The organism is Streptomyces sp. NBC_00775, from assembly GCF_036347135.1.
GTDB lineage: Bacteria > Actinomycetota > Actinomycetes > Streptomycetales > Streptomycetaceae > Streptomyces > Streptomyces lutosisoli.
This window is the reverse complement of the sequence record NZ_CP108938.1, coordinates 6,349,060-6,367,443: the sequence shown is the minus strand read 5'-3', so window position 1 is coordinate 6,367,443 and position 18,384 is coordinate 6,349,060. Positions and strand designations below refer to the sequence as shown.

General features: G+C 69.3%; 18 protein-coding genes. 9 read left to right on the top strand and 9 right to left on the bottom strand.

Annotated elements, in window-relative coordinates; genetic code table 11:
• The first annotated feature begins 195 nt into the window (after positions 1–195).
• The 4 genes from OIC96_RS28415 to OIC96_RS28400 are packed head-to-tail and all read left to right on the top strand — an operon-like array spanning position 196 to position 2,355.
• A complete protein-coding gene (locus OIC96_RS28415; RefSeq protein WP_330305123.1) occupies positions 196–1,209 on the top strand; it encodes an acyl-CoA desaturase in 1,014 nt (337 codons plus the stop codon).
• Positions 1,206–1,886, top strand: a complete 681-nt coding sequence (locus OIC96_RS28410) for a TetR/AcrR family transcriptional regulator (protein WP_330305124.1) — start codon at positions 1,206–1,208, stop codon at positions 1,884–1,886. The genes OIC96_RS28415 and OIC96_RS28410 overlap by 4 nt, the downstream gene beginning before the upstream one ends.
• Positions 1,887–1,927: 41 nt before the next feature.
• Positions 1,928–2,179: a type II toxin-antitoxin system prevent-host-death family antitoxin gene (locus OIC96_RS28405; protein WP_330305125.1), complete on the top strand. Its 252-nt coding sequence runs from the start codon at positions 1,928–1,930 to the stop codon at positions 2,177–2,179.
• Positions 2,176–2,355, top strand: coding sequence for a hypothetical protein (locus OIC96_RS28400; protein ID WP_330305126.1), 180 nt, complete (start codon positions 2,176–2,178; stop codon positions 2,353–2,355). The genes OIC96_RS28405 and OIC96_RS28400 overlap by 4 nt, the downstream gene beginning before the upstream one ends.
• A gap of 49 nt (positions 2,356–2,404) precedes the next feature.
• On the opposite strand, the gene OIC96_RS28395 is transcribed toward OIC96_RS28400, so the two are convergent.
• Both OIC96_RS28395 and OIC96_RS28390 read right to left on the bottom strand, forming a co-directional pair.
• The gene (locus tag OIC96_RS28395; protein ID WP_330305127.1) at positions 2,405–2,767 is read right to left on the bottom strand and encodes a glyoxalase; all 363 of its coding nucleotides are present in this window, start codon (positions 2,765–2,767) and stop codon (positions 2,405–2,407) included.
• Positions 2,767–3,585, bottom strand: coding sequence for a trans-aconitate 2-methyltransferase (locus tag OIC96_RS28390; RefSeq protein ID WP_330305128.1), 819 nt, complete (start codon positions 3,583–3,585; stop codon positions 2,767–2,769). Before OIC96_RS28390 ends, OIC96_RS28395 begins: the two co-directional genes overlap by 1 nt.
• 148 nt (positions 3,586–3,733) lie before the next feature.
• Between OIC96_RS28390 and tamR the strand changes: the two genes are divergently transcribed.
• Positions 3,734–4,231 (top strand): MarR family transcriptional regulator TamR, encoded by a 498-nt coding sequence (gene tamR, locus OIC96_RS28385; RefSeq protein WP_330305129.1) that lies wholly within the window; start codon positions 3,734–3,736, stop codon positions 4,229–4,231.
• Here the strand turns inward: tamR and OIC96_RS28380 are convergent.
• A complete protein-coding gene (locus OIC96_RS28380) occupies positions 4,190–4,957 on the bottom strand; it encodes a response regulator transcription factor (RefSeq protein WP_330305130.1) in 768 nt (255 codons plus the stop codon). The two genes, tamR and OIC96_RS28380, sit on opposite strands and share 42 nt — an antisense overlap.
• Positions 4,958–5,214: 257 nt before the next feature.
• On the opposite strand from OIC96_RS28380, the gene OIC96_RS28375 reads away from it, so the two are divergent.
• The gene (locus OIC96_RS28375; protein WP_330310150.1) at positions 5,215–5,670 is read left to right on the top strand and encodes a GNAT family N-acetyltransferase; all 456 of its coding nucleotides are present in this window, start codon (positions 5,215–5,217) and stop codon (positions 5,668–5,670) included.
• A 201-nt stretch (positions 5,671–5,871) separates the two neighbouring features.
• Here the strand turns inward: OIC96_RS28375 and galK are convergent, their stop codons facing one another.
• The 3 genes from galK to galT are packed head-to-tail and all read right to left on the bottom strand — an operon-like array spanning position 5,872 to position 9,104.
• Entirely contained in the window at positions 5,872–7,056 is a 1,185-nt protein-coding gene (gene galK / locus OIC96_RS28370) for a galactokinase (protein ID WP_406501719.1), read from the bottom strand.
• Positions 7,057–7,074: 18 nt separating this feature from the next.
• Positions 7,075–8,034: a UDP-glucose 4-epimerase GalE gene (gene galE / locus OIC96_RS28365; RefSeq protein ID WP_327429329.1), complete on the bottom strand. Its 960-nt coding sequence runs from the start codon at positions 8,032–8,034 to the stop codon at positions 7,075–7,077.
• A complete protein-coding gene (galT, locus tag OIC96_RS28360) occupies positions 8,031–9,104 on the bottom strand; it encodes a galactose-1-phosphate uridylyltransferase (protein ID WP_330305131.1) in 1,074 nt (357 codons plus the stop codon). The genes galE and galT overlap by 4 nt, the downstream gene beginning before the upstream one ends.
• A gap of 153 nt (positions 9,105–9,257) precedes the next feature.
• On the opposite strand from galT, the gene OIC96_RS28355 reads away from it, so the two are divergent.
• From OIC96_RS28355 to OIC96_RS28345, 3 genes are all read left to right on the top strand, one after another.
• A complete protein-coding gene (locus OIC96_RS28355) occupies positions 9,258–10,961 on the top strand; it encodes a sodium:solute symporter family protein (RefSeq protein WP_330305132.1) in 1,704 nt (567 codons plus the stop codon).
• Between the two features lie 21 nt (positions 10,962–10,982).
• Positions 10,983–11,324, top strand: a complete 342-nt coding sequence (locus tag OIC96_RS28350) for a hypothetical protein (RefSeq protein WP_330305133.1) — start codon at positions 10,983–10,985, stop codon at positions 11,322–11,324.
• A gap of 236 nt (positions 11,325–11,560) precedes the next feature.
• The gene (locus tag OIC96_RS28345) at positions 11,561–13,129 is read left to right on the top strand and encodes an oleate hydratase (RefSeq protein WP_330305134.1); all 1,569 of its coding nucleotides are present in this window, start codon (positions 11,561–11,563) and stop codon (positions 13,127–13,129) included.
• A gap of 49 nt (positions 13,130–13,178) precedes the next feature.
• Here the strand turns inward: OIC96_RS28345 and OIC96_RS28340 are convergent, their stop codons facing one another.
• The 3 genes from OIC96_RS28340 to OIC96_RS28330 form a co-directional block, all read right to left on the bottom strand.
• Positions 13,179–13,889: a helix-turn-helix transcriptional regulator gene (locus OIC96_RS28340; protein WP_327429342.1), complete on the bottom strand. Its 711-nt coding sequence runs from the start codon at positions 13,887–13,889 to the stop codon at positions 13,179–13,181.
• Between the two features lie 247 nt (positions 13,890–14,136).
• Positions 14,137–16,035, bottom strand: a complete 1,899-nt coding sequence (locus OIC96_RS28335; RefSeq protein WP_330305135.1) for an outer membrane protein assembly factor BamB family protein — start codon at positions 16,033–16,035, stop codon at positions 14,137–14,139.
• A 109-nt stretch (positions 16,036–16,144) separates the two neighbouring features.
• Positions 16,145–18,055: an outer membrane protein assembly factor BamB family protein gene (locus OIC96_RS28330; RefSeq protein ID WP_330305136.1), complete on the bottom strand. Its 1,911-nt coding sequence runs from the start codon at positions 18,053–18,055 to the stop codon at positions 16,145–16,147.
• Positions 18,056–18,384 lie beyond the last annotated feature (329 nt).

Here is an 18,384-nt window from a genome sequence, read left to right as displayed (position 1 = left end):
GCTGTCCGACCGACTCCCAGGATAGGTGTCCATGCGGACGTGCAGGCTCACGGGCTCTTGCCGCCGGGCTACGCGCTGCCATACTTACGACGCCGTAGGTTACGGACCCGTAGGTCTTCCCGTCAGACGCCGGGAGGACCGTGGAATCCCGCACCCGGCCACTCTCCGCACCCTCGAACCCCACAGGGGACGCCCATGACCACGAGCTCCGATGTGATCGACGACGCCCCGCAGGCGCACGACGACGGCACTCCGCTCCCGTCCGCCACACTGGGCGGCGAGAAGAAGGGGTCACTCGAACAGATCACGCTCCTCCTCTTCATCACCGCCCCGTTCCTGGCGCTGCTCGCGGCGGTGCCGCTGGCCTGGGGCTGGGGGGTCAGCTGGCTGGATCTCGGCCTGATGGTGTTCTTCTACTACCTCGGCTGCCACGGCGTCACGATCGGCTATCACCGCTACTTCACGCACGGTTCGTTCAAGGCGAAGCGCCCACTGCGGATCGCGCTGGCGATCGCCGGTTCGATGGCCGTCGAGGGGCCGCTGGTGCGCTGGGTCGCCGATCACCGCAAGCACCACAAGTTCTCCGACGCGGAGGGTGACCCGCATTCGCCGTGGCGTTATGGCGAGACGGTTCCGGCGCTGATGAAGGGCCTGTGGTGGGCACACATCGCCTGGATGTTCGATGAGGAGCGGACGCCGCAGGAGAAGTACGCGCCGGATCTGATCAAGGACCCGGCGATCCGCGCGATCTCGCGCCATTTCATCTACTGGACCATGCTCTCGCTGGCCCTTCCGCCGCTGATCGGCGGTCTGGCGACGATGTCGTGGTGGGGCGCTTTCACGGGTTTCTTCTGGGGCTCACTCGTTCGAGTGGCGCTGTTGCACCACGTGACCTGGTCGATCAACTCGATCTGCCACGCGGTGGGCAAGCGCCCCTTCAAGTCGCGTGACCGTTCGGGCAACGTGTGGTGGCTGGCCGTGCTGTCCTGCGGCGAGTCCTGGCACAACCTGCACCATGCCGACCCGACGTCCGCGCGGCACGGTGTGATGCGTGGCCAGGTGGACTCCTCGGCGCGGATCATCCGCTGGTGCGAGCAGCTCGGCTGGGCCTCTGACGTGCGCTGGCCATCACGCTCGCGTATCGATTCCCGCCGGAACACCGACGGGAGCGGCTCCCGAGGCAAGACGGAAACCGCCGACGCGGCATGATTGAAGGCGTGGCGACCGACTCCAGCAGCACCCCGAGCAGCAATGAAAAGCCGCGGCGTGCTCGCCGCACCCGCATGACCGGTGCCGAGCGCCGTCAGCAGCTGCTGGAGATCGGCCGCACCCTGTTCGCGGCCAAGGGGTTCGAGGGCACGTCGGTGGAGGAGATCGCGGCGAAGGCGGGCGTCTCGAAGCCGGTGGTGTACGAGCACTTCGGCGGCAAGGAGGGCCTGTACGCGGTGGTGGTGGACCGCGAGATGCGCCGCCTGCTGGACGGCGTGACGGGTTCCCTGACTGCGGGCCACCCCCGCGAACTCCTCGAACAGGCCGCGTTCGCCCTCCTGGACTACATCGAGGAGTACACGGACGGTTTCCGCATCCTCGTCCGCGACTCCCCGATCCCCCAGTCGACGGGCTCCTTCGCGTCGCTGATCTCGGACATCGCGACGCAGGTGGAGGACATCCTGGGCCGCGAGTTCAAGAGCCGCGGCTTCGACCCGAAGCTCGCCCCGCTCTATGCCCAGGCCCTGGTCGGCATGGTCGCCCTGACCGGCCAGTGGTGGCTGGACGTCCGCAAGCCCCGCAAGGCGGAGGTCGCCGCCCATCTGGTGAACCTGGCGTGGCACGGCCTGGACGGCATGGAGCCGAAGCCACGGCTGATAGGCCACCGGAAGAACTGAGTCCGGGGACCACTGGGTTGATCTTGTGGAACCGTGTGAGCATGACCGAGATCGCTATCAGTGCGGCCTGCTCCCAGCTCGATGACCTGATCCGCCGTGTGGCCCACGGCCGCGAGACCATCGCCCTCACCGACGACGGCCGCGTCGCCGCGCTTCTCGTCTCCCCCAGGTTGATCGCGGATCTCGAAGACGCCCTCGCCATCGCCGAGTACCGGCGACGCAAGGCCGAGGGCACCCTCGAAGAGGGCATCCCGCACGAGGAAGTCGGGCGGATGCTCGGGTTGCGTCCGTGACCTACCGCATCACCCGGGAACCGGGCGCCTCGAACGCGGCCGTACACCCCGCGGGGTTCGGCGCCGTCTGCAAAGCCGTCGGCGCACTCGCCTGGACACCACGCCCGGCCAACTCCACCGCCTGCGGCCAGAGGCCCGGCGGCTCCCGGTCGGCAGCTACCGCGTCCTCCACCTGATCGTCGACGACGTCATCCGCATCCTGGTCACACACCTAGGCCGTACGCCTTAGCCCAGCGGCTCCAGGAACTCCAGCCGGTTGCCCACCGGATCCTCGGAGTAGAACCGCCGGTGGCCGGGCAGGTTGTCGTCCCAGGTGACGGGCGCGTCCAGGGCTTCGAGCCGGGCGGCGTACGCCTCGATGGCGGTGACCCGCAGCCCGGGGTGGGCCTTTTTCGCGGGCCGGAAGTCGGTCTCGATCCCCAGGTGCAGCTGCACGGCGCCCGCCCGGAACCAGCAGCCTCCGCGGGCGGCGAGGACGGGCGGCTTGGGTATCTCGGTCATGCCGAGGACATCGACGTAGTACGTACGCAGCCGGTCCTCGGAGCCGGGCGGGGCGGCGAGCTGCACATGGTCGACGGCAGCGAGCATCAGGCGGCCTTTGTGGCGACGGCGAACAGGCGCTGGAACGGCAGTACCGTGCCGTACGGCTGCGTCGGGTAGGCGTCGCGGAGCAGTTCCCGGTACTCGGCGACGAAGGCGTCGCGGTCCGCCGGCCGGTCGGCGAGGGCGGTGAGGACGGGCCGCAGCCCCGTGCCCTTCGCCCAGTCGAGGACCGGGTCCTCGCCGGCCAGCAGCTGCATGTACGTCGTCTCCCAGACGTCCACGTCGCAGCCGAGCCGGGTCAGCCGGTCCAGGTAGACGAGCGGGTGGTGGACCGAGTCCTCGTGGCGCAGGACGCCGTCGAGGAGGTCCTTCCAGCGGGCGGTGGCGGCGAGGTCGCGCATCAGGGCGTGCAGGGGCGCGTCGATGTTGTTGGGGACCTGGAAGGCGAAGGTGCCGCCGGGGGCGAGCGCGTCGAGCCAGGCCGGGAAGGACTCCAGGTGCCCCGGCACCCACTGGAGCGCCGCGTTCGAGACGATCAGGTCGTACGTGTCCGCCGGCGCCCATCTCGTGAGGTCGGCGTGGGCGAAGTCGAGGCGGCCGCCGCCGGTCGTGGGGCCCGCGTGCTCCTCGGTCCTGGCGAGCATCTCCGGGGAGTTGTCGTAGCCGGTGATGTGCGCGGCGGGCCAGCGCTCGGCGAGCTGGGTGGTGACGTTGCCGGGGCCGCAGCCGAGGTCGGCGATGCGGGCCGGGCCGCGGGGCAGGCGCGGAACGCGGGCGAGGAGGTCGGCGAAGGGGCGGGCGCGGTGCTCGGCGTGACGCAGGTACTGGCTGGGGTCCCAGGTGGGGGTGGTGCTGGCAGACATGGGGGGCCTCCTCGAAAGTCACCGACGCCGTGAGAGTGATGGACCGTTCGGGCCTCCACTCGCAACCACTCTCACAGCAAACTATCTCGACGTCAAGACTCTCCACATCAAGAGACTTCATGTCGACACAACCACTACACTGATCGTCATGGAGGACGAGGTCGATCGGCTGGTCGCAGCATGGCGCCGGGAGCGCCCGGACCTCGACGTGGAACCACTAGAGGTGCTCAGCCGGGTGAGCAGACTGGCCCGGCATCTGGACCGTGCGCGCCGTCTGGCGTTCTCCGAGCACAGCCTGGAGCCCTGGGAGTTCGACGTCCTGACCGCGCTTCGGCGCGCGGGATCCCCGTACCAGCTCTCGCCGGGTCAGCTGCTGACCCAGACCCTGGTCACCTCGGGCACGATGACGAACCGCATCGACCGGCTGACGAAGAAGGGCCTGGTGGAGCGCCTCCCCGACCCGAGCGACCGCAGGGGCGTGCTCGTACGCCTCACGGAAGAGGGCCGCGACCGCGCCGACCAGGCGCTGGCCGGTCTCCTCGACCAGGAGCGCGCGATCCTGGCGGAGCTCAGCAGGGCCCAGCGAGGTGAACTGGCTGACCTGCTACGCCAGTTGACCGCCCCGTTCGACAACATCCCCGGTTAGGTCGGCGGGCCCGACCCCGGCCCGCCGGGCGAGCGCCACGGCGGCGAGGGTCGAGTGCACACCGAGCTTCCCGAGGACGTTCTGCATATGCGTACGGACGGTGTGCGGCGAGAGGAAAAGCCTCTCCGCGACGGCCTTCCGCCCCAGCCCGGCGACCATGCACCGCAGCACTTCGCGCTCCCGGGGCGTGAGCGACTCGACGAGCCGCTCGCTCTCGGTGCGGTGCTTGCGCGCGGCGGTGAGCTCGCGCAGCACCCCGGTGAGCAGGGCGGGCGGAAGATGCGTCTCGTCCCGCAGCACCCCCCGTATGACGGTGAGCAGCCGCGACAGCGAACAGTCCTTGGCGACCCAGCCGGAGGCACCGGCCTGCAGCGCCAGAGCCGCCCGCCGGGGATCGTCCTTCTCGGCGAGCACGACGGTCCGTACGCTCGGCTGCCCGGACCGCACCCCGGCGACCAGGGAGATCCCGTCCACCAGCCCGTCCTCGTTGCTCTCCTGGACGGGCACCGCCGGACGCATGCCGGGCAGATTGCCGCCCAGGTCCGCGTCGACGAGCAGCACGTCGTATCTGCGGCCTTCCGCCGCCGCGCGCTCCAGGCAGCGCAGCGCGGCGGGACCGCTGCCCGCTGCGGACACGTCGACATCGGGCTCGGCCGCGAGGGCGGCAGCGAGCGACTCGGCGAAGATGCGATGGTCGTCGACGACCAGTACTCGGATGCGAACCACTCTGAAACCCCCACTGTCGGGGGACGGCCGGTGCGGGTACGGCGCCCGAAGTGATCCCGAGCCGTTGACGACTCGGAAAGCAGGGTGCCGCAGCCACACGGCCGCCGCCGTGCTGGAACTGCTACCCCCACTACGGGCGTCGTACCCGACTGTCTCGCCCCCTGATCAGCACCGGCCCCCACCGGTGCTGTTCATCAGGGTAAGGCCGGGGGCGGGGAGCGGAAGGTAATTTGCAGAACTGGTTGGCCAGCGCGTTTATGGTGAGCCGTATGTTTCGTATTGAGACAGGAGACGACAAGGAACGCCGCGATCTGCTCCGCAAGCGACTGCGGGACACCAACACGGCGGCGTCTCCGGTCCTCCGCGCCCTGCGGGGAACCCCCGGTGAACGCGAACTTCCGCTCCATATCTGGGCGTTGGACGAGACAGGCGCTCTCGCCGGCGGCCTGGTGGGCCACACCTGGGCGACCTGGCTCCACGTGACGTACCTCTGGGTGGACGACCTCCACCGCGGCACGGGCCTCGGCTCCCGGCTCCTGTCCCACGCGGAACATTTGTCCCACCAGGAACGCGGATGCCTCAACTCCCGCCTGGAAACCTGGGATTTCCAGGCGCCGGAGTTCTACAAGAAACAGGGCTACGAAGTGGTGTGCGTGATTCCCGACTATCCACCGGGGGTTACGGAGTACACGCTGACAAAACACCTACCCTGACCAGGACTTTCCTCGCCCCCGCCGCCCCTACCCGTCCCATCCCGTTCCTGGGGGCTGCGCCCCCAGACCCCCCTAAAAGATTGCGCAGTTCCCCGCGCCCCTTTTAGGGGCGCGGGGAACTGCGCAATCTTTTGGCCCAGCCCCCACCCACCCTCACCCGACACCCAACCGAACGGGGTCGAAGGGGGCAGAGCCCCGGCCTCAGCTCAGGCGGCGGGCCCCAGCCGACGGCACCGCCGGGAACACCCGCGGCGCCGTGAAGCCCGCCGCCGCGAAGGCCTCCGTCACCGCCTTGGTGACGGTGTCCACGTCGCCGGACTCGACCAGCACGATCGCCGAGCCACCGAACCCACCCCCCGTCATACGCGAGCCGAGCGCCCCCGCAGCGTTGGCCGTGGAGACGACCAGGTCCAGCTCGGCGCAGGAGATCCGCAGATCGTCCCGGAGCGAGGCGTGACCGTCGGTGAGGACGGGACCGATGGCCCGGACGTCACCCGCGTCCAGCAGCGCGATGACCTGATCGACACGGTGGTCGTCGGAGACGACATGGCGCACGTAACGGCGCACACGCTCGTCCGCCAGGCGCGCGAGGGACGCGTCGAGCCCCTCGTACGCGACGTCCCGAAGGTGCGACACCCCGAGCTGCCGCGCGCCCTCCTCGCACCCTTCGCGCCGCTCGGCGTACGCCCCGTCGCCGAGTGCGTGCTTCACGCGGGTGTCGACGACCAGCAGTTCGAGCCCGTGGGCGGCGAGGTCGAAGGGGACCTGGCGGATGGACAGGTCGCGGCAGTCGAGGTGCAGGGCGTTGCCCTCGGTGCAGCACGCGGACGCCGTCTGGTCCATGATCCCGCAGGGCACGCCGACGAAGTCGTTCTCGGCGCGCTGGGCCAGGCGGGCCAACTCGGCGCGGGTGAGGCCGAGTTCGTACAGGTCGCCCAGGGCGAGCGCCGTCACGACCTCCAGGGCGGCCGAGGAGGACAGGCCCGCGCCGGTCGGCACCGTCGAGGCCAGGTGGATGTCCGCGCCGGTGACGGCGTGGCCCGCCTCGCGCAGCGCCCACACCACGCCCGCCGGATACGCGGCCCAGCTGGTGTTCGTCAGCGGCACCAGCTCGTCCACGTGCAGCTCGACGACCGGCCCCTCGATGTCCGCCGAGTGCAGGCGCAGTACGCCGTCGTCCCGGCGGGACACCGCGGCGACCGCCGTGTGCGGCAGCGCGAGCGGCATCACGAAGCCCTCGTTGAAGTCGGTGTACTCACCGATCAGGTTGACCCGGCCGGGCGCGGCCCAGACCCCCTCGGGCACGGCCCCGTACAGCTCCTCGAAGCCCTCACGAATACCGGCCTGCCCGACGTCCTGCTGCCCCGCGTGCCCCACGTGCCCCACCTGTTCGCTCCTCAGTCCCTAGTCCCTGTTCTGCGCGAACGCCCACGCGTCCGCGACGATCCCCGCGAGATCCGCGCGGGACGGGTTCCAGCCGAGCCGCTCCCGGGCGGCCTCCGCCGAGGCCACCAGGACCGCCGGGTCGCCGCCGCGGCGCGGCGCGACGACCTCGGGGATCGGGTGTCCGGTCACCTGGCGCACCGTCTCGATGACCTCGCGGACGGAGAACCCGTTGCCGTTGCCGAGGTTGCAGATCAGGTGCTCGCCGGGGGACGCGGCCTCGACCGCCAGCAGGTGGGCCTCCGCCAGGTCCGCGACGTGGATGTAGTCGCGGATGCAGGTGCCGTCCGGCGTCGGGTAGTCGTCGCCGTAGATCGAGATCGCGTCGCGGCGGCCCTGCGCGACCTGGAGGACCAGCGGGATGAGGTGCGACTCGGGGTCGTGGCGCTCGCCGCACTCCCCGTACGCGCCCGCCACGTTGAAGTACCGCAGGGACACCGCGCCCAGTCCGTGCGCCGCCGCCTCACCGGTGATCATGTGGTCGACGGCGAGCTTGGAGGCGCCGTACGGGTTGGTGGGCTTGGTCGGCGCGGTCTCGACGATCGGGGTCGTCTCCGGCTCGCCGTATGTGGCGGCCGTGGAGGAGAAGACCAGCTTGCGGACGCCCGCCTCGCGCATCGCGGCGAGCAGCGCCATGGTGCCGCCGACGTTGTTGTCCCAGTACTTCTCGGGCTTCACGACCGACTCGCCGACCTGCGAGAACGCGGCGAAGTGGAGTACGGCGTCGAACGAGGAGTCCAGCCACTTGGCGGCATCGCGGATGTCGCCCTCGATGAAGGAGGCCCCTGCCGGGACGCCCTCGCGGAAGCCGGTCGACAGGTTGTCGAGGACCGTGACGTCGTGACCGGCCTCGATCAGGTGCTGCGCGACCACGCTGCCGACATATCCCGCGCCGCCGGTGACCAGGTACTTCCCACTCATGAACTCGCTACCTCTCGCAGTCGCTGGGCCGCGGTCTCCGGCGGCACGTCGTTGATGAACACGCTCATGCCGGACTCGGAACCCGCGAGGAACTTCAGCTTGCCGGAAGTACGGCGAATGGTGAAAAGCTCGAGGTGGAGCGCGAAGTCGTCCCGGTTGACGGCTGCGGCTCCATCGAATTCCTCCAGCAGCCCGAACGGCGCCTGGTGCCATCCGGCGATGTACGGCGTCGGGGGCTCCCCTTCACCGAAGATCCGGTCGAAGCGCCTCAAGAGTTCCAGATAGACCTTGGGGAACTCTGTGCGCGCGTCCTCGTCCAGGCCAAGGAGATCCGGCACCCGACGCCGCGGGTAGAGGTGGACCTCGTACGGCCAGTGCGCGGCGTACGGCACGAAGGCCACCCAGTGGTCGGTCGACAGGACGATCCGGGAGCCGTCCGCCTCCTCGCGGGCGACGACCTCGTCGAAGAGGTTGCCGCCGCCGGTGGCCTCCTTGTGCGCGGCGAGCGAGCGCAGCATCAGGGCCGTACGCGGAGTGGTGAAGGGGTAGGCGTAGATCTGCCCGTGCGGGTGGCCGAGGGTGACGCCGATCTCGGCGCCGCGGTTCTCGAAGCAGAACACCTGCTCGACGGAGGGGAGGTGCGACAGCTCGGCCGTCCGGTCCGTCCACGCGTCCAGGACGAGGCCCGCCTGCTCCTCCGTGAGGTCGGCGAAGGACGAGTCGTGGTCGGAGGTGAAGCAGACGACCTCGCAGCGGCCGGAGTCGCCCGCCAGCGAGGGGAAGCGGTTCTCGAAGACCACGACGTCGTACGAGGAGTCGGGGATCTCGCTGAGCCGGTCACCGGAGGACGGGCACAGGGGGCACTCATTCGCCGGCGGGTGGTACGTACGGCCCTGGCGGTGCGAGGCGATCGCGACCGAGTCGCCGAGCAGCGGGTCGCGGCGTACCTCCGAAGTGGTGACAGTGGGGTCGAGCGGGCGCCGGTCCACCGCGTCGCGCACGACGTCGTCGCGTGAGTCGTAGTAGATGAGCTCACGACCGTCGGCCAGCCGGGTCGAGGTCTTCTTCACAGTCGGACTCCCCATCCGCACCCATTCAAACCTTCAAACAGAACCGAACACAACAAACCACAATGCAACAGCAACGTCAATGCCTGCGGTGGTTTGGGGGGTGTCTGTGGAGCTTGGGCAGCCTTCCGGGGCCCATGGGGCATAGATACGGGCATGCAAACCCCCGCATACACGGCCAACCAGCTGGCCGGCTCCCTGGCCGCCGAGCTCCGGCTCCCCACGAACGGGCTCGACTACACGATCCTCGGCATCTACTTCGTCGTGGTGCTGGGCATCGGTTTCGCCGCGAAGCGCTCGGTCAAGACGACCCTCGACTTCTTCCTGTCCGGGCGCTCACTGCCCGCCTGGATCACCGGCCTGGCCTTCGTCTCTGCCAATCTGGCCGCCACCGAGATCCTGGGCATGGCCGCGAACAGCGCCCAGTACGGCGCCTACACCGTGCACTGGTACTGGATCGGCGCCATCCCGGCCATGGTCTTCCTGGGCCTGGTGATGATGCCCTTCTACTACGGCTCCAAGGTCCGCTCGGTCCCCGAGTTCCTGCTGCTGCGCTTCGACAAGTGGGCGCACATTCTCAGTTCGATCCTGTTCGCCTTTGCCGCCATCCTGATCGCCGGTGTGAACCTCTACGCCCTCGCGATCGTCGTCGAGGCGCTCCTCGGCTGGCCGCAGTGGGTGGCGATCGTGGTCGCCGGCGCCTTCGTCCTCGCGTACATCACCCTCGGCGGTCTGTCGTCCGCGATCTACAACGAGGTACTGCAGTTCTTCGTGATCCTCGCGGCCCTCATCCCGATCTCCGTGCTCGGCCTGAAGAAGGTCGGCGGCTGGGACGGCCTGACCGACAAGCTCACCGTCACCCACGGCCACGACTTCACCACCGCGTGGGGCGGCACCGGCATCGGCAGCGCCAACCCGCTGGGCGCCAACTGGCTGACCATCGTCCTCGGCCTCGGCTTCGTGCTCTCCTTCGGCTACTGGACGACGAACTTCGCGGAGGTGCAGCGCGCGCTGTCCGCGAAGAACCTGTCGGCGGCCCAGCGCACGCCGCTCATCGCCGCGTACCCGAAGATCTTCATCGTCTTCCTGGTGATGATCCCGGGCCTGGTGGCAGCGGTCCTGGTCCCCAAGATCGGCACCAGCGACTCGGACCTGCAGTACAACGACGCGATCCCGTACCTGATGCAGGAGCTGCTCCCGAACGGCGTCCTGGGCATCGCGGTGACGGGCCTGCTGGCGGCCTTCATGGCAGGCATGGCGGCCAACATCTCGTCCTTCAACACGGTGTTCACCAACGACATCTGGGCGAGGTACGTGGTCAGGCACCGCGAGGACGAGTACTACGTGAGGTTCGGCCGCTTCATCACCGCGATCGGCGTCTTCGCGTCGATCGGCACGGCGTTCCTGGCGTCCTCGTTCTCGAACATCATGAGCTACCTCCAGACGCTGTTCTCCTTCTTCAACGTGCCGATGTTCGTGGTCTTCATCGTCGGCATGTTCTGGAAGCGTGCGTCCGTGAAGTCCGGCTTCTGGGGACTGCTCGCCGGCACGGTGACCGCGATGGTCAACTACTTCGTGCTGTACAAGAGGGACATCATCGGCATCCCCTCCGACCAGGGCGCCAACTTCGTCTCGGCGATCGCGGGCTTCGTCGCCGGTGGCGTAGTCATGGTCATCGTCTCGCTCTTCACCGCCCCGAAGCCGGCCGACGAGCTCGAAGGCCTGGTCTACGGCACCCACTCCCCCGGCATGGCCGAGCCGCCCGCCGTCGGCGACGACGCCTGGTACCGCAGGCCGGCCCTGCTGGGCTGGGGCGCGCTGATCCTGGCCGCCGCCTGCTACATCCCGTTCTCGTTCTGACCGCGGGAGGATGGAGAGACCATGACTGAGAATTCCGGGCACTCGGAGCACTCCGAGCACTCCGATTACTCCGAGAAGGACGTCCAGCGAGAAGTCACCGAGCTGGAGCACCAGTCCGCGACCGCGGCCCGCATCTTCGACCTCCGCCGCATCATCGGCGGCCTCTTCGTGATCTACGGCATCATCGTCACGATCGCCGGCATCACCGTCTCCGACGCCAACCTCGCCAAGGCCGAGGGCGTCAACATCAACCTCTGGACCGGCCTGGGCATGCTCGCCCTGGGCGTGTTCTTCCTGGGGTGGCTGTGGCTGCGGCCGTTGGCTCCGCCGGTGCCTCAGGAGGAGGGATCACAGTCGGAGTAGAGCCTGGCGTAACACCTGTGTACGGGGCTGGAGTTCTTGAGGGGACTCCGGTCCCGTACGGCTGATCGGGCCGTTCGGGGGTGAAGAGGTCGGCGGCGACACTTGCACCGTACCCGCGCCCAGCCCGAACCGCCGGCAGCCGACGAGCGGTGGCGCGTATCACCGCATACCGTGCCAAGAGCACCTCTCCGGGTGCGCGACATCGTGCAGGGGGCGTCAGCAGAGGGAGTTCGTCCGTGGCGAAGGCATACCTGGTGGGAAGCGGCGTCGCCGCGCTGTCGGCGGCGGCTTTCCTGATCCGCGAGGGCGGGTTCACGGGGTCCGACATCGTGCTCCTGGAGGAGCAGAACCGGGAGGGCGGCAGCCTGGACGCCGCCGGTTCGCCCGAGACCGGCTACACCATGCGCGGTGGCCGTATGTTCGAGGTGCACTTCGACTGCACGTACGACCTGCTCGGCTCGATCCCCTCCCTGGACGACCCCTCGAAGTCGGTCACCGAGGACACCTTCGCCTTCCACGACGACTTCGCCTGGAACGATCACGCCCGGCTGGTCGACGCGTCGGGCACCGTGGTCGCGTCGCACTCGATGGGCTTCACGGAGCGCGACCGTGTGGAGCTCGTGAAGTGCGTGGCCACGCCCGAGCGGCAGCTGGACGGCAAGCGGATCACCGACTGCTTCAGCCCGGAGTTCTTCACCACCAACTTCTGGTGGATGTGGTGCACCACCTTCGCCTTCGAACCGTGGCACAGCGCGATCGAGTTCCGCCGCTATCTGAACCGGTTCGTGCACCTCATCAAGACCTTCGACACCATGTCCGGGATCTACCGGACACGCTTCAACCAGTTCGACTCGATCGTGCGCCCGATGATGAAGTGGCTCACCGAGCAGGGTGTGACCTTCCAGTTCGGCACGCGGGTCACCGACCTGCGGCTCGCCGACGGCGACGCGCTCACCGTCACCGCGCTCACCATGACGCGCGGCGGCCGGACCGAGGAGATCACGCTCGGCCCCGACGACCTGGTCATGGTCACCAACGGCTCGATGACCGCCGACTCCACCCTGGGCTCCACCGACACCGCACCCGTCCTGGACACCTCCGGCTCCAGCGGCGCCTGGGCCCTGTGGGACACCCTCGCGGCCAAACGCCCCGGCAGCCTGGGCAACCCGGCCGTGTTCCACTCGTCCGTCCAGGACTCCACCTGGGCGTCCTTCACCGTCACCACCCAGGACCCCACCTTCTTCAAGCTGATGCAGGACTTCAGCGGCAGCGAGGCGGGCACGGGCGGCCTGATCACCTTCAAGGACTCCAACTGGCTGCTGACCATCGTCCTCAACCACCAGCCGCACTTCCGTGACCAGCCCGAGGACACCTTCGTGTGGTGGGGATACGGCCTGTTCCCGGACAAGGAGGGCGACTTCGTCAAGAAGCCCATGCGGCACTGCACCGGCCGCGAGATCCTCGACGAGGTCCTGGAGCACCTGCGCTTCGAGCAGGCCCCGCAGATCCTCGACAACTCGATCGTCGTCCCCGCCCTGATGCCGTACATCACCAGCCAGTTCCTGGTGCGCGGCGCGGGTGACCGGCCGCCGGTGGTGCCCGAGAAGTCCACCAACCTCGCCTTCATCGGCCAGTACGCGGAAGTCCCCGACGATGTCGTCTTCACCGTCGAGTACTCCGTGCGCACGGCCTGGACCGCGGTGGCCGGGCTGCTGGGCCTCGACAAGCAGCCACCGCCGGTCTACAAGGGCCAGCACAATCCGAGGGTTCTCGTCGAGGCACTGGAAACGCTGCACCGCCGCTGAGCGCCCCGCCCGCGCCGAACGCTCCACCGGCGCCGGACCGGCTCGCCGTTCACTCCAGCGGCCGAGGCTCCTGAGGACCGGGCGAATGTGCCGCCACCGGCCCCGCCCGGTCCAGCAACCCCGTGCGTGCCGCCAGCGCGGCCGCCTCCAGCCGCGACCCCACCCCCAGCTTCATCAGCACCCGCTGGACATGGGTCCGGGCGGTCGACGGGGCGATCCCCATCCCGGCGGCGATCAGCCTCGTATCCTCACCGTCCGCGACCCGCACCAGGACCTCGACCTCCCTCGGCGTCAGCATCTGGAGCAGTCGCTGGCCCTCGTCGTCCGGCTGGGCGGCCGGATTCAGCAGCTCGCTGAAGGCGCCCTGGAGCAGTTGCGGGGCCACGGCGGCCTCGCCCGCGCGGGCCTTCATGATCGCGCGCTCGACTCCCTCTATGCGCTCGTCATGGCGTACGTAGCCCGAGGCACCGGCGGCGAACGCGGCGGCGATGCCGCGTGGGTTCGGTACCGGGCCCAGGACCAGGACGGCCACCTGCGGGCGCTCTCGTTTGATCCTCACCACCGGGTCGAAGATTCCCGGCTCGGCGGGTGTCGCGGTACCGATCAGGCACACCTCGGGTGCCCGTGTGATCACCAGCTCCGCCGCTCCCGCGGCGGGCGCCGCCGCGGCGAGCACGCGGTGCCCCCGCAGCTTCAAGGCCGAGGCCAAGGCCTCGGCGAGCAATCGGTGGTCGTCGACCACCATGAGCCGCACTCCCATCAGGCAACCCCCCAGTCCCCCCAAGCATCCCCACTGGTTCCCCGTGGATTAGGAGCCCCCCGGCTCTCCATCCCCCGGAAGCTACACGCTTGTTCGACGTTGCGCTTCCCCTACTGGAGAGAAGTGCCCGGAATATCGAAATCCCTCCCATTCGGGAGTGATGAGGGGTACGCGCACGGCCCCGCCCCTGAACAGGGGCGGGGCCGTGCGAGACATGCGAGAAAGAGATCCACCGGCTCAGCCTCGGCTACTGCGCTCCGAAGGCCATCGCCAGGTACTCCTTGTCGTCCGAGACCGACAACTTGGAGGCGTAGACCGCGGACATGTACAGCCGGCCGTCCTTGTAGATCAGCTCGGCATAGTCCGGGAGCATGCTGGTCTCCGCGTCACGGGTCGCCTCCGTCGACGGGTTCTCCAGGAGCTTGGTCTCCTTGAAGGACGTGCCGTCGATGCTGACGACCTGCCCACCCTTGTCGTACGGCGGAGACTTGTACGCGAGGAGGTTGCCGCCGTCCATGCGCAGCGGGGTGATGGAGTAGCCGTCACCCGCGTCGGCGCGCTGGCCGGTCTGCTTTCCGGTGGCGAGGTCGAAGGAGACGATCTCGTTGGTCCGGCTGTAGTCGCCGGAGCCGTCGTGCTCCTCGGTCGGGATGTAGAGCTTGTCGTTGCCGACGGCGAGCGCGAAGCAGTACTCGATCCTGGTGATGCCGTCGCACCGGGCGGCGTACGTCTTTCCGGGCGCCGAGATCCTCGTACGCAGCTTGCCGGTCTTGTTGTCGATGGAGAAGAAGTCCGAGATGCCGCTGCCGTCACCGGCGGAGTCGCCGACGTCGGCCGCGACGACCAGCGGGTTGGTCGACACGACGCTCGCGTACTCGATGCCGGGCGACATCTTGTACTCGGAGATCACCGTCCCGGACTTCGGGTCGATGGTCTGGATGTGCAGCTGACGGGTGCTGCCGTACTCACCGCACTTGCGGACCGCGACCAGCTTGTCGCCGCCGCCGTACCCGGCGTCGTAGCAGCTGTCGGTCGGCTTCGGCGCCCACAGCTGCTTGCCGGTGGAGATGTCGAACGCGGCGCCGCCGCTGGTGCTGCCCGCGGCGACCGTGTTCGCGCTCACGGTGACGTTGTCGAGGCTGATGTCCTCGTCACCGGACTTGACCGTCTTGGTCCACAGCTTCGTGCCGGTGTCGAGGTCGAGGGCGGCGAGCTGGCTGCAGCCGTGGGAGGGGTCCTTCTTGGTCGGCATGGCGGGCTCGTAGATGATCGCCGTCCGGTTGGCGTCGGTGCTGTGCCGGCTGGCCTGGCACACCGGGCCGGGGAGCTTGATCGTCCACAGCTTCGCGCCGGACTTGGGGTCGTAGCCGTCGACCTCGGCGTTGCCGCTCTTGGCGTACACCTTGTCGGTGAGCCAGGAGCCGACGGTGGTGACGCTGCTGTCGTCGTCCTTCACGGCGGGCGCGGGGATCTGGAACAGCACCGTGGAACTCGTGTTGGACGGGACCTTCTCCTTGCCGGTGGAGCCGGTGGTCTTGCCGTCGTCCTTGCCGTCCTTGCCGCCGATGCCGCCGCTCGAACCGGAGGAGTTGTTCTTGCTGTCGTCCTTGCCGGACGAGCTCGCGTACCAGACACCGCCGCCGATGATCAGTGCGACGGCCGCCACGGCCGCCACGATGATGACCACCTGGCTGTTGAACTTCCGCCCGCCGCCTCCCCCTTGGGGAGCCTGCGGCTGCATCGGCATGGTCTGCGGCTGGGGGTAGCCGTACGGGGTCTGCTGGCCCGGAGCGCCATACGGCGGCTGCTGGCCCGGAGCACCGTACTGCGGCTGCTGGCCCGGGTAGCCGTAGCCGGGCTGGGCCGGGGGCGGCGGCGTCTGCGGGTAGCCGTACGGCTGCTGGGGCTGGCCCTGCGGCGGGGTCGGCGGGGGCGACTGCGGGGCCGCGGGCGCCTGCGGAGGCGGGGGCGTCTGCGGGTAGCCGTAGCCGGGGCCCTGCGCGGGCGGCGGGGGTGTCGGGGCGCCGAAACCGCCGGGGGGCGGGTCCTGCGGGGCACCGAAACCACCCGGCGGCGGGTCCTGGGGCGCGCCGAAACCGCCCTGCGGGGGCTGGTTCGGCGGTGGCGGGGGCGGCGGCTGACTCATGACGTGTGTACCTCGGATACGAAGGGGCCGAAGGGCCCGGAGCTGTGGTGGGCCCGGAGGATGAAGAACCGGACGGGAGGGAGAAGCAGCGGCAGCGGCAGCGGTCGGCTCACTTGCCGTAGGCCAGCATCAACTTCTCCTTCGCCTCGTCATTGCCCGTCAGCCGGGTGGTGGAGATGTAGAAGCGCCCGTCCACGTAGTCGACCGCCTTCGAGAAGAAACCGTTCTCGATGTCGGCGGTGCCCTGCGGGTTCTGCAGCAGCGTCGTCGTCGTGTGGCTGCTGCCGGTCGTCGGGATCGACACGATCCGGCCGCCGGCGTCGTACGACGGCTCGACGTACGCGATGAGGTTCGTACCGTCCATCTTCAGCGGCATCATCGACTCGTCCAACGGGGACTTGACGCGCCACTTCTCCTTGCCGGTCTCGAGGCTGAACGCGACGACCTCGTTGGCGCCGCTCTTCGCCTCGGTCGGCAGATAGAGGGTGTTGGCGTCGGCGACGGCACCCTGGCAGCCGGTCAGATCGCGGTCGAGGATGGCGTAGCCGCACTCGGGCGCGAACGTGTCCTCGCTCTTGAGCTGCGAACGGACGTCGCCGTTGTTCTTCAGCGTGGTGACGTTGACCGTCTTCTTGTCGTCGTTGGTCATATAGAGGACGACGGGGGCGACGGAGTACGCGCGCTCGACCCGCCAGCCCTTGGGGATCTTCGTGGTCCACTTGGCCTTGCCGGTGACCGGGTCCAGCTCCTGCACCTCGTCGTGCTCGGTGTCGCTGCCGGCCCCGCAGGACGCCACGGACAGCAGCTTGGCACCGCCCGCGAACCCGGCCGGGTAGCAGCTCGAACCGTACTTCGCCTTGTCCCACAGCTTCTTGCCGCTGCTGACGTCGTACGCCGTACCGGACATCGAACGGCCGGCCACCAACGTGTCACCGGCGATGGACAGTTCGAGGGAGAGCGTGCTGTCGAAGAGCGCGCCGTCGGCGACCTTCCCGCTCCAGCCCTTGGCGCCGGTGCCGAGGTCGATCTGCTGGAGCTGGTTGCACTTGGCGCTGTCACTGGAACCGCTCATGTACGCCACGACGACCTTGTCGTCCGACGTCTTCTGCGGAGTGGCCGCGCAGATCTTCTGCGGGAAGGTGATCGCGTCCCAAGTGGGCTTTCCGTCCCCGACGTTGTACGCGAAGACCTGCTTGTACGCCGCCTTCACCGCGGCCTTGTCGGTGATCCACAGACCGGGGGCGTCGGCACCGGAACCGGGCGCGTCCGGCGCCTCCTTGTACCAGAGCACCTTCGCCTCACCGGCCTGGCGGCCCTCGTTGAGGTTCTGCGGGTCCTCACCGCCGTTGCCGCTGCCGTCACCGGGGTTGACCGGATCGTCCGAGGCAGAAGCCTTCGGGCTCGGGCTGTGGCTCTTCTCGGCGCTGGACTTCTTGCCGTCGTCACTCCCGCTGCCGACGGCCCATACGGTGCCGCCGACCACGAGCAGCGCGGCCACGGCGGCGCCGATGACCACGGCGGGCTTGCCCTTGAAGGGGTTCTTGGAACCACCGCCGGGCCCACCGGGCGGCGGGGTGCCGGGCGCTCCCGGGTACTGCGCCTGGGGCGGATATCCGTAACCCGGCTGCGGCTGCCCGTAGGGACCGGGCTGACCGTACGGCCCCGGCTGCGGCGGCTGTTGCGGCTGCGCGTACGGGCCCGGCTGGGCGTAGGGGCCCGGCTGCTGGGGGTATCCGTAACCGGGCTCCGGCTGCGGCTGCGATTGCGGAGGACCGGCGGGCGGAGCCTGCGGGGGCGCGGGCGCCTGGGGCGGCTGCGCGGGCGGAGGGGGCGTGCCCTGGGGCGCGTGGGGCGAGTTGGGGGGCGCGCCCTGCGACCGCGGGTCCTGCGGTGCGTTGGGGGGCGCGCCGAATCCGCCTTGCGCCCGCGGGTCCTGCGGCGCGCCGAAACCCCCCGCCGGCGGCTGATCCTGTGGTGCTCCGAAGCCGCCCTGCGGCGGCTGATTGGGCGGCTGACTCATCAGCGGCTCCCCCTCTTCACTGATGTGGCGCCCCACCGGCGGCGCTGGATTCGCGCCACGGCCGGTGGTTCTCAGACTGTTCTCAGACGGCTCTTTCTATCACTCTGGCGCACAGGAACAGGGGGTCGGCCCTTTCCCTGTTCCCAAGGGAGAACCGGCCCGTGATGCCGTCGTTACGCGCCTTCACGCGCCCTTCACCCCACGCGCCGCCGCACGTTCAGCGCTGTGCGCGGCACGTTCGTTGGGCGTGCACGGCTCGCACGTGGGACGTACCGCGGCTCGCACGTGGGACGTACCGCGGCTCGCACGTGGGACGTACCGCGGCTCGC

Bases quoted from the DNA above. Each gene is read 5' to 3' on its own strand.
- OIC96_RS28330 (WP_330305136.1), bottom strand. From the start codon at position 18,055: ATGAGTCAGCCGCCCAATCAGCCGCCGCAGGGCGGCTTCGGAGCACCA.
- OIC96_RS28375 (WP_330310150.1), top strand. From the start codon at position 5,215: ATGGTGAGCCGTATGTTTCGTATTGAGACAGGAGACGACAAGGAACGC.
- OIC96_RS28340 (WP_327429342.1), bottom strand. From the start codon at position 13,889: ATGGGAGTGCGGCTCATGGTGGTCGACGACCACCGATTGCTCGCCGAG.
- OIC96_RS28350 (WP_330305133.1), top strand. From the start codon at position 10,983: ATGACTGAGAATTCCGGGCACTCGGAGCACTCCGAGCACTCCGATTAC.
- OIC96_RS28395 (WP_330305127.1), bottom strand. From the start codon at position 2,767: ATGCTCGCTGCCGTCGACCATGTGCAGCTCGCCGCCCCGCCCGGCTCC.
- tamR (WP_330305129.1), top strand. From the start codon at position 3,734: ATGGAGGACGAGGTCGATCGGCTGGTCGCAGCATGGCGCCGGGAGCGC.
- OIC96_RS28355 (WP_330305132.1), top strand. From the start codon at position 9,258: ATGCAAACCCCCGCATACACGGCCAACCAGCTGGCCGGCTCCCTGGCC.
- OIC96_RS28410 (WP_330305124.1), top strand. From the start codon at position 1,206: ATGATTGAAGGCGTGGCGACCGACTCCAGCAGCACCCCGAGCAGCAAT.
- OIC96_RS28390 (WP_330305128.1), bottom strand. From the start codon at position 3,585: ATGTCTGCCAGCACCACCCCCACCTGGGACCCCAGCCAGTACCTGCGT.
- OIC96_RS28415 (WP_330305123.1), top strand. From the start codon at position 196: ATGACCACGAGCTCCGATGTGATCGACGACGCCCCGCAGGCGCACGAC.
- galE (WP_327429329.1), bottom strand. From the start codon at position 8,034: ATGAGTGGGAAGTACCTGGTCACCGGCGGCGCGGGATATGTCGGCAGC.
- OIC96_RS28335 (WP_330305135.1), bottom strand. From the start codon at position 16,035: ATGAGTCAGCCGCCGCCCCCGCCACCGCCGAACCAGCCCCCGCAGGGC.
- OIC96_RS28405 (WP_330305125.1), top strand. From the start codon at position 1,928: ATGACCGAGATCGCTATCAGTGCGGCCTGCTCCCAGCTCGATGACCTG.